Source organism: Streptomyces sp. RB17, from assembly GCF_009604455.1.
In the GTDB taxonomy this organism is placed as follows: Bacteria; Actinomycetota; Actinomycetes; order Streptomycetales; family Streptomycetaceae; genus Streptomyces.
The window spans coordinates 312887-326641 of record NZ_WEGL01000005.1 but is presented as its reverse complement, the minus strand read 5'-3'; the positions used below and the strand labels follow the sequence as shown (position 1 = coordinate 326641).

11 protein-coding genes and 2 pseudogenes are annotated in these 13755 nt (G+C 71.8%); 7 read left to right on the top strand and 6 right to left on the bottom strand.

Annotated features, from left to right (window positions below; translation table 11 throughout):
* The first annotated feature begins 3 nt into the window (after nt 1–3).
* Nucleotides 4–2430: a glycosyl hydrolase family 95 catalytic domain-containing protein gene (locus tag SRB17_RS23240; RefSeq protein ID WP_323376131.1), complete on the top strand. Its 2427-nt coding sequence runs from the start codon at nt 4–6 to the stop codon at nt 2428–2430.
* Nucleotides 2431–2528: 98 nt separating this feature from the next.
* On the top strand, nt 2529–3749 hold the full coding sequence (locus tag SRB17_RS23235; RefSeq protein ID WP_323376130.1) for an SGNH/GDSL hydrolase family protein: 1221 nt from the start codon (nt 2529–2531) through the stop codon (nt 3747–3749).
* A 31-nt stretch (nt 3750–3780) separates the two neighbouring features.
* Here SRB17_RS23235 and SRB17_RS23230 read toward each other — a convergent pair whose 3' ends face one another.
* The 3 genes and pseudogenes from SRB17_RS23230 to SRB17_RS46505 all read right to left on the bottom strand — a co-directional run.
* Nucleotides 3781–4620: a class I SAM-dependent methyltransferase gene (locus SRB17_RS23230; RefSeq protein WP_323376129.1), complete on the bottom strand. Its 840-nt coding sequence runs from the start codon at nt 4618–4620 to the stop codon at nt 3781–3783.
* A gap of 179 nt (nt 4621–4799) precedes the next feature.
* Nucleotides 4800–5792, bottom strand: coding sequence for an XdhC family protein (locus SRB17_RS23225; RefSeq protein ID WP_153541818.1), 993 nt, complete (start codon nt 5790–5792; stop codon nt 4800–4802).
* An 81-nt stretch (nt 5793–5873) separates the two neighbouring features.
* A pseudogene (locus SRB17_RS46505) lies at nt 5874–6202 on the bottom strand (NAD-dependent epimerase); the annotation flags it as partial.
* A 144-nt stretch (nt 6203–6346) separates the two neighbouring features.
* On the opposite strand from SRB17_RS46505, the gene SRB17_RS46500 reads away from it, so the two are divergent.
* Nucleotides 6347–6709, top strand: a complete 363-nt coding sequence (locus SRB17_RS46500; RefSeq protein WP_228396202.1) for a hypothetical protein — start codon at nt 6347–6349, stop codon at nt 6707–6709.
* Between the two features lie 186 nt (nt 6710–6895).
* Nucleotides 6896–7549 (top strand): flavin reductase family protein, encoded by a 654-nt coding sequence (locus tag SRB17_RS23210; RefSeq protein ID WP_153541816.1) that lies wholly within the window; start codon nt 6896–6898, stop codon nt 7547–7549.
* Nucleotides 7550–7717: 168 nt separating this feature from the next.
* Here SRB17_RS23210 and SRB17_RS23205 read toward each other — a convergent pair.
* A pseudogene (locus tag SRB17_RS23205) lies at nt 7718–7948 on the bottom strand (NAD-dependent epimerase); the annotation flags it as partial.
* A 248-nt stretch (nt 7949–8196) separates the two neighbouring features.
* Complete coding sequence (locus SRB17_RS23200) at nt 8197–9018, bottom strand: class I SAM-dependent methyltransferase (RefSeq protein WP_153541814.1); 822 nt, start codon at nt 9016–9018, stop codon at nt 8197–8199.
* A gap of 71 nt (nt 9019–9089) precedes the next feature.
* Between SRB17_RS23200 and SRB17_RS23195 the strand changes: the two genes are divergently transcribed.
* Complete coding sequence (locus SRB17_RS23195; RefSeq protein ID WP_323376127.1) at nt 9090–9677, top strand: TetR/AcrR family transcriptional regulator; 588 nt, start codon at nt 9090–9092, stop codon at nt 9675–9677.
* Between the two features lie 202 nt (nt 9678–9879).
* Here the strand turns inward: SRB17_RS23195 and SRB17_RS23190 are convergent, their stop codons facing one another.
* Nucleotides 9880–10152 (bottom strand): hypothetical protein, encoded by a 273-nt coding sequence (locus tag SRB17_RS23190; RefSeq protein ID WP_153542380.1) that lies wholly within the window; start codon nt 10150–10152, stop codon nt 9880–9882.
* A 900-nt stretch (nt 10153–11052) separates the two neighbouring features.
* Here SRB17_RS23190 and SRB17_RS23180 point away from each other — a divergent pair.
* Nucleotides 11053–12225: an NAD(P)/FAD-dependent oxidoreductase gene (locus SRB17_RS23180; protein WP_153541812.1), complete on the top strand. Its 1173-nt coding sequence runs from the start codon at nt 11053–11055 to the stop codon at nt 12223–12225.
* Between the two features lie 115 nt (nt 12226–12340).
* Entirely contained in the window at nt 12341–13738 is a 1398-nt protein-coding gene (locus tag SRB17_RS23175) for a VOC family protein (RefSeq protein ID WP_153541810.1), read from the top strand.
* Nucleotides 13739–13755 lie beyond the last annotated feature (17 nt).

The window sequence follows — 13755 nt, the reverse complement described above, 5'->3', positions numbered from 1 at the left end:
ACCGTGGACACCCAGCACACCGAGCACACCCCATCGCGCGACGACCACCCGAGCCGCAGGGGCTTTCTCGCCCTCGCCGCCACCGCCGGCGCGGCAGCCGCCCTCGGCGGTCTGCCCGCCTTCACCGCCTCGGCGGCCCCGGTCCGCCCCACCTCCTCGCCCCTGCTGTCCGCGGCAGCCGCCGCGAAGAACCAGCTGTGGTGGCAGGCTCCCGGCTCCGCCGGCTCGATGATCCAGCAGGGCCTGCCGGTGGGAAACGGGCGCCTGGGAGCGCTCGCGAGCAACGACCCCGCCGCCGAACTGCTGACGATCACCGACGCCACCCTGTGGACCGGCGGCCGCAACGACACCCTGCAGAGCGACGGCCAGTTCCCCTACGGCCGGGACGACTTCGGCTCCCTGACCCTGCTGGCGGAGCTCACCGTCGACATCCCCGGGCACGACCTGGAATCCGTCGACGACTACCGCCGCTCCCTCGACCTGGCGCAGGGCCTCGTCAGCGCCTCCTACGACCTGTCCGGCGTCACCTACCGGCGGCAGATCTTCGCCAGCCGCCCCGACGACGTCATCGTCCTGTACTTCTCCCAGCAGGGCGGCGGCACCTACACCGGTAGCGTGACCCTCGCCGGCACGCATGGGGAGAGCACCACCGCCGACAGCGCCGGGCGCTGCGCCTCGTTCGGCGCCGCCCTGTCCAACGGGCTGAAGTACGGCGCCGCCGTCACGGCCCGCACGAGCAGCGGCAGGGTCGCCGTCGACGGTACGTCGATCTCCTTCAGCGGATGCAAGGACCTCACGGTCGTGGTCAGCGGCGGCACCGACTACGCACCCGACGCGGCCGCCGGGTTCCGCGACCCGTCCGTGGACCCGGAGCGCCTGGCGCGGACCAAGGTCCTGGGCGCGGCCGGCCACTCCGCGAGCACCCTGCTGCACACCCATGTCGCCGACTTCCGCCCCGTGTTCGAGCAGCTGGACATCGACCTCGGCACGTCGTCAGCCGCACAGCGCAGGCTGGACACCTGGCAACGCGTGCAGGCCCGCTACCGCGACGACATCCCCGACCCCGAACTGGAAGCCGCCTACCTGCAGTTCGGCCGCTACCTGATGATCTCCGGATCGCGGGGCACGCTGCCGATGGGCCTGCAGGGACCGTGGCTGGACGGCAACGACCCGGACTGGATGGGCGACTACCACACCGACATCAACATCCAGATGAACTACTGGATGGCCGACCGCGCAGGCCTGTCCGGATGCTTCGACGCCTTCGCGGACTACTGCCTCGCCCAGCTGCCCTCCTGGACGGACGCCACACAGCGGCTGTTCAACAGCCCGACCAACAGATACCGCAACTCCAGCGGGAGGCTGGCCGGCTGGACCGTGGCCATCTCCACCAACCCCTACGGCGGTGGCGGCTGGTGGTGGCATCCGGCCGGCAACGCCTGGCTCTGCCAGAGTCTGTTCGAGCACTACGAGTACACCCAGGACCGTGCCTACCTCGAGAAGATCTACCCCCTCGTCAAGGGTGCCGTGGAGTTCTGGGAGGCCCGCCTCCTCACCACGACCGTCACCGACGCCTCCGGAGCCGCACGCGAGGTCCTGATCGCCGACAGCGACTGGTCGCCCGAGCAGGGCCCGCTGGACGCCAAGGGCATCACCTACGCGCAGGAACTGGTGTGGAACCTCTTCGGCACCTACCGCACCGCGGCCCAGGTACTCGGCAGGGACACCTCCTACAGCGCGACGATCGACGGTCTGCGGCAGCGCCTGTACCTGCCCGTGGTCAGCCCCGAGACGGGCTGGCTGGAGGAGTGGATGTCGCCCGGCAACCTCGGCGAGACCACACACCGGCACCTCTCCCCGCTCATCGGCCTCTTCCCCGGCGACCGGATCCGTCCGGACGACTCCACGCCGAAGGACATCCTCGCCGGCGCGACGGCCCTCCTGACCGCCCGTGGCATGAACAGTTTCGGCTGGGCCAACGCCTGGCGCAGCCTGTGCTGGGCCCGGCTGAAGAACGCGGAGAAGGCCTACCAGCTCGTCGTGAACAACCTGAAGCCGTCGGTGAACGGCAGCAACGGCAGCGCGCCGAACCTCTTCGACATCTACGAGGTCGAGCAGGGGCGCGGCATCTTCCAGATCGACGCGAACTTCGGCACGCCCTCCGCGGTCATCGAGATGCTCGTCTACTCACGGCCGGGTCACGTCGAGTTGCTGCCCGCGCTGCCGGCCGCGTGGGGGGCATCCGGCTCGGTGTCCGGCGTCGGCGTGCGCGGTGGCTTCGTGGCCGACGTCAGCTGGAAGAACGGCAAGGTCACCCAGGTGACGCTCAGGAGTGTCGGCGGCCGTGACACGACCGTGTCCGCGGGCGGCACCTCACGAAGGATCAGCCTCGAACCCGGTGAGTCCGTCACCCTGGGCAACTTCGGCTGACGATGCGGACCACGAGAAGAGCGGAGAGACCCACGATGCCCCCCAAAGAGAGAAGCACGACAGCCGGTCGCCGACCGCGCCGTAGAACCCTGCTGCCCGTGCTCGGCGCGCTGACCGGCCTGGCCCTGACGGCCGTTCCGCTGAGCACCGCGCAGACGGCAAGCGCCGCCGCGTCCGCGTCCCAGGTCAAGGGCACCCGGGTGAGCGCCTGGTCGCCGAGCATGACGACCGGCGGCCCGTCCTTCACCGATGAGACCCTCCGGATGGTGGTGCACAGCGGCGTCTCGGGCTCGGGTGCCCGCATCACCCTGTCCAACCGGTACAGCACCGCCCCGCTCGACGTCAGTGCCGTGGACGTGGCCGTGCAGGCGAGCGGTGGCGAGGCGACGCGTGGCACCACGCGGAACATCACCTTCGGCGGAGCCCACCACGTCACGATCCCCGCCGGGGAAGAGGCGGTCAGCGACGTCGTCCCGATCTCGGTCAGCGCCGGGGAGAACCTGCTCGTCAGCCTCTACGTGCCCGGTACCGCGGGGATGTCGACCTGGCACTCCGACGCGTTCGACACCACCTACATCGCCTCCGGCAACCACACCGGTGACGACACCGCCGCCGCGTTCGGCACCACCACGACCTCCTGGTACTACCTGGCAGGGCTGGACGTCGTGTCACCGACCGCGCGGGGCACCGTCGTCGCCTTCGGCGACTCCATCACGGACGGCTACCACTCCTCGACCGGCACCTACAGCCGGTGGCCCGACGTCCTCGGGCGCCGGCTGGGCGCCGGACCGAACCCGCAGAGACTGAGCGTCGTCGACGCCGGCATCGGCGGCAACCGGGTCCTCACGGACGTCCCGAACCTGTGGCAGGGCGTCAGCGCCCTCAAGCGGTTCGGACATGACGCCCTCGGCCAGCCGGGCGTCAAGGACGTCATCCTCTTCGAAGGCATCAACGACATCGGCAACAACGCGGGCCCCGACGGCCGGCCGCTGACCGCCCAGGACCTCATCGACGGCTACCTCACCCTGATCGAGGAGGCGCATGCCGCCCATGTCAGCGTGATCGGCGCGACCCTGATGCCCGACGAGGGAAACGGGTACTACACGCCTGCCGCCGAGGCGATCCGCCAGAGCGTCAACCAGTGGATCCGCACCAGCGGTGCCTTCGACGGCGTCGTCGACTTCGATCGGGCCATGCGTGACCCCGCGAACCCGGCCGCCCTCAACCCGGCCTACGACTCGGGCGACCACCTCCACCCGGACGACGAGGGCATGAAGGCCATGGCCGACGCGGTGGACCTGCGACTCCTGCGCACCTGACGCCCAGCGCCGGGCGCAGGGTCCAGGGCAGTCACCGACGCCGCGACACCCCCAGTTCGATGAGTTGACGCTTGGTCACCCGGCCGCCGTACCGCTGCTCGACGAGTGCCGCGATGCACTCCAACAGCCCGGTTCTGGCGGCCGGTGGAAGAGCCCGGTGGCCGGAGTAGGTCCGCAGCAGCTCGAGATACTCCGCCGTGGTGTAGGTGAGGTCCTGCTCGTAGCGGCGAAAGGCGGTGGGGCCGAACCGGCCGCTGCGGGCCACCTCCTGCGCGTGGTCCGAGCCGTCGACGTCGGCGGCCGCGGGGAGCCGCAGCCCGGGCGGGGTCGCGGGGTCGAAGCGCTCGTAGCAGCGCTGGACCTCCACGAAGAACTGCTCGGTGCCGCCCCGCACATGCTGGGTGCGCACCACGGCGAGCGCGCCACCCGGGCGCAGCGCGTCGGCCGCCTTGGTCACGCGCACCGCCGGATCGATCCAGTGGAACGCCGTCGCGGAGACGACCGCGTCGAACGGCTCGTCGGGCAGCGGCCAGTTCTCGAACTCCGCCGTCACCACCTGGACCGTCCCGGCCCCGGCCAGGTTGCGGCGGGCGAGCGCTGCCATGCTCGGTCCCGCCTCGACGGCCGTGACACGACAGCCCCGCCGGGCCAGTGGCACCGTCGCCTGACCGGTCCCGCAGCCCACCTCCAGTACGCGGCTGCCGGGGCCGGCACCGGCGAGTTCCGCGAGGTCGTCGTACAGCTCCGGCGGATATGCCGGCCTGGCGCGGTCGTACAGCTCCGCCTCTTCGTCGAACGTCCGTCTCAGGTGCACCCGCCGGGATTCCTCGGGCCTGTCGTCGCGTCGCGCGTGCGTGATGTGGTCGGACACGCGGAGCAGACTAGCGAGGTCCGCCCGATCACGAGCGGAGCGATGTGCTCGGGGCAGGAGCATCGCGACGGTTCGCGGACACGCAGGGGGCGGGTTGCTGGAGAGCGTCGGGGAGCGCCTGCATCGGCCGGCGGTCCGCCCGCCGTCTCCAGAGCGGGCCGGAGCTGAGGGAGGCCGGGTCAGGCGTCGACCGGGCCGCTCTTCTCGCGCAGCACGCGGACCTCGCTGCCGTCGAGGGCGGCGAGCACCTCGGCGCAGATGGCCAGGGCCGTCTCGGCCGGGGTGCGAGCGCCCAGGTCGAGGCCGATGGGGCCGTGGATGCGCCCGAGGAGTTCCTCGCCGAGGCCGGCCTTGGTGAGATCCGCGGCACGGCGGGCCTGGGTGTGGCGTGAGCCCAGGGCGCCGACGTAGGCGATGCCGGTGTTCAGCGCGGCGGACAGGACGGGGACGTCGACGTCCGGTTCATGACTGAGGACGATCAAGCAGGTCGCGGCCGGACGTTCGGCGAACCGACGGAGGGCGTCCTCTACGCCGGACCCCACCGTGGCGTGCCACTCCAGCAGGTGAGCCTGTGCGACGAGCAGTTCGGCGAGTTCGCCTCCTCCCACGATGACCAGATGGGGTACGGCCGGGAACGTCTCGACGAGGACGAATCCGTCATCCGTGGAGCAGAGATCCCGGTCGGCCCGGCGGCGGGTGAGCAACTCCCGAGCACGTGCGACGGCCTCGGCCGGCCCGTCCCCCCTCTCCGGTGCCGGTGTCGCCACGGTGCCGGCCACCCGGGTCCGCGCCGCGTCCAGCCGGGTGATCAGGGCGGCGTCGGCTCCCTCGGCCAGCAGGTCCCACCAGCGGGCGGGAACGGTGTGGAGGGACTGCAGCAGTACTTCGGCCTGCCCGCCGCAGGTCAGGCCCGCCCGCTTCACCTCGTCGCCGTGGACGGACACCTGGCGCACGCCCGCGGTGTGGTCCGCGGGCAGGGCAGCGGCCTCCGCCGCCAGGTACGCGTCGAACGCCCCCTGGTACAGCCTGCCGTGGCAGTGACCGTCCTGGTCGATCAGGAGGGCGTCGGCCGGGCGCCGGGGGCCGAAGCCCCGCTCGGTGAGGGGCCGGGCGAGGACGCCCGTACGTCCCTGAGCCGCCCACTGCCGTGCTGTCTCCGCCAGTTCACGCATGATCGCGGCCCTCCTCCGATGGGGGTCGGCGCCGGGAACCGTCTGGTCGGCGCCGGTACCGTGACCGGAATTCTTGCATGATCACCGATCTCGGCGCCGCACCCGCCGTGAGAGAGGGACGATGAGGACTGCGGCGGCGTGCTCGGCGATGTCGTCCTGTACGACCGACAGGAAGCTCGGGTCGGGCTGAAGCCGAGTGCGGCGGCGCGTTCGCTGTCGAAGACGGCGGGCCATGAGGCCACGACGGCTTCGACGGCCGGGTCGTGCGTGATGCTCACGAGGTCGGCGACGGCGTCGCCGGCCACCTGCCCCAGGGTGGCGAGCATGTCGGCGACCGAGACCGTGAGCGCGGGCAGGTTGACCGGTGCCGTGCCGTGGAGCCGTCCGGGCCCGGTCCCACACTCGGCCTCGGGGAAGCCGGTCCGCGCCGCGTCCCCGGCCGGGCGCCGGCGAGGTGCTCCTCTCCGCGCGTGCCGCCTCCATCACCAACGGTGAACTCACATGGGACGCCACTTGGACCGACAACTTCGACGGGCCCGGCAGTGGGAGACGAGGTGCACGAGCTCATCCCGTTCACGCGGGACGGGGCCACCACTGCCGAGTACGTCGCCGTTCCCGCGGTCGCGCCGGCGGCCGGGCCGTCCCGGCTGGACCACGGCGGCGCGGCGGCCGTCCCGCCGGCGGCCCTCACCGCCTGGCAGGCCCTGGCCGGCCACGCCTCGCCGGCCCCCGCCATGGGCGTCGAACCGCAGGAAGCCGTGGACCAGATGATCAACGGCCTGGGCGGCCTCGCCACCGGTCGTTTCACCCGCCCCGACGAGGTCGCCGACCTCGTCCTGATGCTCGCCGGCCACCGCACCGCCAACATCACCGGCGCCGACTTCACCATCGACGGCGGTCTCATCAAGACGCTCTGATCAACCACCAGAGCACCTGTGCCCGATCCCTTCGCCCGGAGCGGGCACCGGCGCTTTCGGCCCCCCGGCACCGAGGTCCGCAGTCGCCGCGGCACGAGCGCGGTCCGGCGGCCCGACCGCACCTTTGGCCCGACACGCTCCCAGCCTGTAGACGCTCGACGCAGGTCGGATTCGATACTGGGGCGCATGCGCGTCGAGTACGACCCTGAGGCGATGAACAGCACGGCCTTCTACAGGTTCCTGACATCGGTCGTCGTGCCACGGCCGATCGCCTGGGTTTCCACGACCACCCCGGACGGACGCACCGAAAACCTCGCCCCGCACTCCTTTTTCAGCATCGCGAGCACCGATCCCCCCATCGTCCAGTTCACCTCGATCGGCCGCAAGGACTCTCTGCGCAACGTCGAGGACACCGGGGAATTCGTCGTCAACTTCTCGTCCGAACCGCTGCTGCAGCTGATCAACGCCACCGCCATCGACTTTCCTCGTGCGGTCAGCGAATTCGACACCGCGGGTGTCGAGCGCGAAGCCAGCAGATGTGTGCGGCCGCCCAGAGTGGCGGGCTCCCCTGTGGTTCTGGAATGCCGCTCGCACACCACTCTCCACATGGGCAACTCCACCCTGGTCTTCGGACGGGTGGTCCACGCCGCGGCGGACGAAGACTACATCGTCGACAACCTGCCGAGCAGCGGGCTGTTGCGTCCGCTCACCAAGCTCGGCGGCGACGAATGGGGCACTCTGGGCGAGGTCCTGCACTTGAGCCGCATCCCTTACGAAGATCCCGGGCGCGACGATCCGGACGAGCGGAACGGTTCCGGCCACCACGGATGCGGGCCATGAGCGTGATGACACCCGCTGGAGCGGTGAAAAGCCCCGGGAGGGCGTCGTAGACGGTGCTCGCGACGAGCGTGGTGGCGAGGCTGCCGACGACCGCGAGGATGCCGAGACCGAGCACTCGTCGCGCGAACGACAGCCACGGCGCCAACTGGTACGTCATCTGACCGAACAGACCCGTGGCATCGGGCCGCCGGTGGCCGACTGTGCCCGGGCGGCGTCGAGCAGGGCGCGGATCGTGTCCACGTCGGCGCGCATGCCGAGGTCGACGTCGGCCTCACATTCGACCGACACCGCGGCGGCGAGGTGGAAGAGCACATCGACGGGTTCCGCGAACACGTCGCCCAGGCGGTCGGTCAGCTCGCCGTGCACGACGTCCACCAGGGGGTCGGTCGCCGGTGGCGAGCCGGCGGCCCAGGAAGCCGAAGCCACCGGTGATGAAGACCCCCACGTGACACCTCCTCGTGTGGGCCGGCCGAGCCCTTCAACGCCTCTGTAGTGTCTGCCGGTCCGCGCCGTGGGGTGAGCGCCGTCGTGCGGGTGGGCCGGTGGGAGACGGGACTTGCGGGTGGAGGTGCCGGGCTGTGGTCGCTGCTCCGCTACGGGTCGGTGGGCGGGTGCGGTGCCGGTCCCGTTCTCCGGCTGCGAGGAGTTCAGCGGGTGCGGACGCTCGTGAGGACCAGTGCGGTGTAGTGCATGGTGAAGGCGCCGCCCATCGAGTCGATGGCGTCGCCGAACCCGGTGAGGAGCGCATCCAGCCGGTCCGGCGGGAGTTGGCCGTGGCCGCCGAAGGTCGGCACCTGGTCCAGCCAGTCGTCGCGGCTGTAGTCGCGGTCCCAGCCGAAGTGCCACTGCGCGGGCTCGGCGAACGCGCCGGAGTGCTCCAGCCCGTCGGACGCCTTGGCGAGCACGCCGGCGTAGCTCTGCCGGCCGGCCATCGCGAGCCGGTAGATCGGTGCGTCGGGCAACACCCGGGCGTAGACCGAGCCGAACGCCTCCGCCACCTCGGGGGCAGCCTGGAAGGCGTTCCAGAAGAGCGCCAGCCGGCCTCCGGGCCGCAGCGTTTGGGCCGCCTTGACGGCGCCGGCCACCGGGTCGATCCAGTGCCAGGCCGTTCCGGCGATCAGGGTGTCGAACGTCCGATCGGCCGGGTCCCAGTCCTCGAACGTGGCGATCTCGACCTCAAGGCCCTTGTGACGGGCGAACTCGGCCATCCGCGGGTCGGGCTCGACCCCGAGGACCGTGCAACCCGCGGCCTGGAACGCCAGCCCGGCGATACCGGTGCCCGCGCCTACATCGAGGACGCCTCGGCCGGGGCTGCCGGCGATGATGCGCTCCACCAGGGCGTCCGGGTAGCGGGGCCGCGTCCGGTCGTAGCGTTCGGCGTCTTCGCCGTACGACTCGGCTACTTCGCGCTGCGTATGTGACTCGTGCTCGGCACGGCGACCATGGCGGGCCGGAGGTAGAGTGGGCATGCGCCCACTCTAAGTGGGCGCATGCCCACTCGCAACGGAGAGCACGAACTGACGAAGGATCGAGGTGTGCGGTGCCGACAGGGGTCGCTCTGCGTGACGCGCGTGAGCAGCTGTTCGCCGCCGCGGAGCGCGTACTGCTCCGGGACGGTGCGAACGCGCTGACCAGCCGGGCGGTCACCACCGAGGCGGGCGTCGCCAAGGGCCTGGTGCACCGGCATTTCGCGGACTTCGACGAGTTTCTCACCGAGTTCGTGCTGGACCGTATCGGCCGGATCGAGATCCAGGCCGCCGTACTGCGCGACTCCGCCGGCACCGGCAGCGTCGTGGCCCACCTCACCCGTGCGCTGACCGACCTGTTCGGGTCGATCGCCCTGAGAATCGTCGGCCTGGTCATCTCCCGCGACGCCGTGCGCACTCGGCTGCGGGAACTCACCGGAGGCGGCGTGCCGGTCCTCAGGGAGGCCACCCGCATGATCTCCACCTACCTCACCGCCGAGCGTGAACGGGGCCGCATCGCGGCCGAAGCCGACATCGACACGCTCGCACCCACCCTGATCGGGGCCGCTCACCTGCTGTTCGCCGACCGGGAAGCCGCATCGCCCGCGCCCGCGGACGTCGAGAAGGTCGTCACCGCGGTCATCGCGGACGCCGTGACGTAGCGGATCCGGTTCCTCGAGCGGCGACGGTGGCCTCCCCACCGGCGGTCGTACGTGGCTGGCCATCGTCTCGGGCGCGGCGCGGCGGGCGGACGTCGAATCGGCAGCCGGCGGCTGATCACGCAGGGGGATGGAGCAGGACGCGGTGACGTACGACGGCCACGCCGGGGCGCGCACCCGGGACTCGAAACCCCGCCGACGCCCTTCAAGGTGCGTCCCCGTCCCAGTCGAAGTGGCGGGGGTCGCCGGGGCGCGGGGCGTACATCGCCCGGCCGCCGGCGCCGAACTGTCCCAGCTCGGTGGGGAGGGCCGCGACGGTGCCGACCTCGGCCTGCGGCCAGCCGGTTATGTCGAGCAGGAGCCCGTCCAGCGGACCGCCGACCAGTTCGGCGTACCGGCGTCCCGGCCGCGGGCCCGGCTGGTCGTGGTCCTGGCCGTAGACCCGGCGGCGCAGCAGTTGCTCATCGTCCCTGTCCATGCGGCCAGCCTCGCAGCCACCACTGACAACGCCCCGTGCTCCGCATCGCGGCGCGGACGCGTTCCCCGGCGAGGTCGCGGTCGGCGGCATGGGGCGTGATGGCCGGCGGCGCGGTGCCGGCCACTGGCGGCGGGCCGCGGAGCTTCGCAGGACATCCACCAGCGCGGCCACCGTCGGCCGGTGCTCGGCGAAGGAGCGGAAGAGGACCACGATGTGACGTTCCATCGTCTCCCGCAGGTGCAGGAGATCGAGGCATGAGGGGCGCAGCCGGAGCATCAGACCCGTCACCACGCTGACCCCGACACCGGCCTCGACCAGGGCCAGGGGCGGCAGCCGTGTCCGTCACCTCGTGCAGCACCCGCGGTTCGAAACCGGCCCGGCGGCAGGCGGTGAGCACGGCCCGGCCGTAGTGGCTGCCGGCCGACGGCAGGATCCAGTCCAGGTCCCCGGTGTCGGCCAGGGAGACCTTGTGCCGGCCGGGCACCGTTCCGCTGGGAACGGCCGGCGAGAAGGCTGCCGCCGGCGACGGCGTCGTACACCTCGTCCACGTCCATGTCCCGGCTGCGCACGGTCACTCCGGGTGCGTCTCGCGGACCCTGCGCAGGGCCGCCGGCAGGAGCTCGGCGGCGGCCGTGGCGAAGAGGCCGACCCGTAGCGTCCCGGATATCTCGCTGCCAGGCGCGGCACCATCACCGCGGTCGCGGAACGCAGCCGCGCACTCGTCCAGTCCATAGAGAAAGCCCGAAAGTTCAGAAGCACCAACCGTTGATGGACGTCAACGGTCGGCTTGCTGCACGATGGCGCACAGACAGCTGACCGGCATCACCCTGTCACTGACAGCCCCCGCCGCTCCGGCCACGGAACCGTCCGGCGCGGTGGCCTCCGGAAGGGAGTGGCCCGTTGTCCTCCTCCGCCTTCCGCACCGTTCCGGACTCCGCCGATGTAGTGATCATCGGTGGCGGCGTCATGGGGGCGAGCACCGCGTTCCACCTCGCCGAAGCGGGGGTGACGAACGTCGTCGTCCTCGAGCGTGGCGACCTCGGCTGCGGCAGTTCGGGCAAGCCGATCGGCGGCGTACGTGCCCAGTTCTCCGATCCGCTCAACATCGAGCTGGGCAGCCGCAGCCTGCGTGCCTACCGGGACTTCCCCCGACGGCCCGGCGCCGGCATCCGGCTCGACACCGTCGGCTATCCATTCCTGCTCGACAGCGAACGGCAGGCGCGCGACTTCGAGGCCGGCGTCACGCTGCAGAACAGCCTGGACGTGCCGAGCCGCATGACCAGCCCCGAGGAGGCCCGGCGCCTGTGTCCTTACCTGAGCACCGACGGCCTCGTGGCCGCCGCGTACTGCCCCACCGACGGACACGCCCGCCCCGGACCGGTCGTCCAGGGGTACGCGCGGGCCGCGGCCGGGGCCGGCGTCACCCTCGCCACCCACACCGAGGTCACCGGCATCGACACGGCCGGGAACCGGGTCGCCGGTGTGCACACCGGCCGAGGCCGCATCGCGTGCTCCACCGTGATCTGCACGGCCGGGGCCTGGTCGGCGCGGATCGGCGCCATGGTCGGTGTCGACCTCCCGGTACGGCCCGTGAAACGGCAGTTGGCGTTCACCGCGCCGCTCTCACCGCCCGTCCCGCGAATCCCGTTCACCATCGACTGCTCCTCGACCGCCTACTTCCACAACAGCGACGACGGTCTGCTGTTCGGGCTGGCCGACCCGGGGCAGGCGGACGGCTTCGACACCACCTGGACCCCTCGGTGGCTGGAGCTGTTCCGCACCGTCGCCCGCTGCCGCGCCCCAGCACTGGCCGGCATGGAGACCGTCGGCGGATGGGCGGGCCTGTACGAGGTCACACCGGACCACAACGCGCTGATCGGCCGCTCCGCCGAACTTCCCGGCTTCCTCTACGCCACCGGGTTCTCCGGCCACGGCTTCCTGCAGGCGCCCGCGGTCGGCGAGGTGATGCGCGACCTGTACCTGGAGCGCGCACCGTTCACCGACGTCTCCCCGCTCAGCGCCGACCGGTTCCGCCACGGCACCGGCATCCGACCCGAAGCGCACGTGGTGTGAGTGCCGCAGGCCCACGCGGTGTGGCCGACGACGGCTCACGCGCCGCGCGTACCGACGGCTCACGCGCCGCGCGTACCGACGGCTCACTTGGTGCCCCCGACCGAAAGGCCGAACCATGTCGACGATCAGTCAGTGGCAGCTGCGGGCCGCGTTCGCGGCGCGCCTGTCGGAGATGTACGGGCAGGAGGTTCCCGCCTACACCACGCTCGTGGACGTCTCCCGCGAGGTCAACGAGGACGTCCTGCGCGCCCGGGGAGCCTTCGCCGAACGCCTCGGATCCATCAGCCGGGTGACCGCCGAGCGGCACGGGGCCATCCGTGTGGGCACGCCGCGCGAACTGGGGCAGGTCGCCCGCGTCTTCGGCGCCCTCGGCATGCACCCGGTGGGGTTCTACGACCTGCGGGAGGCAGCGGCCAGCGCCGTCCCCGTCGTCTCCACCGCGTTCCGGCCGGTCGACGGCGAGGAGCTGGCACGCAACCCCTTCCGGGTGTTCACCTCGATGCTCACTCCGGCCGACCCCCGCTTCTTCGACGCCGACCTGCGCACGCGCCTCGACACCTTCCTCGCCGGCCGCGAGCTCTTTCCCCCCGAGTTGCTCGCCCTGGCCGACCGTGCCGCCGCCGAGCGGGAACTGCCCGAGGAGGCGGCCGAACGCTTCCTCCACCTGGCCGTGCGCGCATTCGAGTTGTCCCCCGAGCCGGTCGACAAGGCCTGGTACGAGACCCTGGAGCGGATCTCCGCCGTCGCCGCGGACATCGGCGGCGTGCGCAGCACGCACATCAACCACCTCACCCCGCGCGTCCTGGACATCGACGAGCTGTACCGGCGCATGACCGAGCGCGGCATCGAGATGATCGACACCATCCAGGGCCCGCCCGCCTGGAAGGGCCCCGATGTGCTGCTGCGGCAGACCTCCTTCCGGGCCCTGGCCGAACCCCGCGCGATGCGGACTCCGGACGGCAGCGTGGTCAGCGGCGCCCTGCGGGTCCGTTTCGGCGAGGTCGAGGCCCGCGGCATCGCCCTCACACGCGAGGGCCGCGCCCTGTACGACGAACTCCTCGGCCGTGTCGACGAGCAGGCGTCCCAGCGCGCCTCCGAGGCCCGCGGCGACATCGCGCGCGCCGTGTGGGAGCGGCACATGCCCGGCGGCGAGCAGGAACTCGCCGCCGAGGGACTGGCCTGCTTCACCTACCGGGTCGACCCCGACCGGCCGCGCGACGGCAGCCGTCCGCCCGCCGGCCTCGGCGAGCTGGTGCGGCGGGGCTGGGTACGCGCCGAGCCCATCGTCTACGAGGACTTCCTGCCCCGCTCCGCCGCCGGCATCTTCCAGTCCAACCTCAGCGGCGCGGGCGTCCGCGACAACGACCAGCAGGGCACCTCCTACGACGCCGCCCGGCTCTCCGGCGCCATCGGCCGCGACGTCCTGGACCCCTTCGACCTGTACGAACAGCAGCAGAACCGCTCCCTCGCCCGCGTCGCCCGCGAACTGGGCCTCACCGACATCCCCGGCTGACCTTTCACATCCCGAAG

Excerpts from the sequence above, each read along its gene's own strand:
- SRB17_RS23200 (WP_153541814.1), bottom strand. The coding sequence starts at position 9,018 with ATGCCCACTCTACCTCCGGCCCGCCATGGTCGCCGTGCCGAGCACGAG.
- SRB17_RS23210 (WP_153541816.1), top strand. The coding sequence starts at position 6,896 with ATGCGCGTCGAGTACGACCCTGAGGCGATGAACAGCACGGCCTTCTAC.
- SRB17_RS23175 (WP_153541810.1), top strand. The coding sequence starts at position 12,341 with ATGTCGACGATCAGTCAGTGGCAGCTGCGGGCCGCGTTCGCGGCGCGC.
- SRB17_RS23190 (WP_153542380.1), bottom strand. The coding sequence starts at position 10,152 with ATGGACAGGGACGATGAGCAACTGCTGCGCCGCCGGGTCTACGGCCAG.
- SRB17_RS23225 (WP_153541818.1), bottom strand. The coding sequence starts at position 5,792 with ATGCGTGAACTGGCGGAGACAGCACGGCAGTGGGCGGCTCAGGGACGT.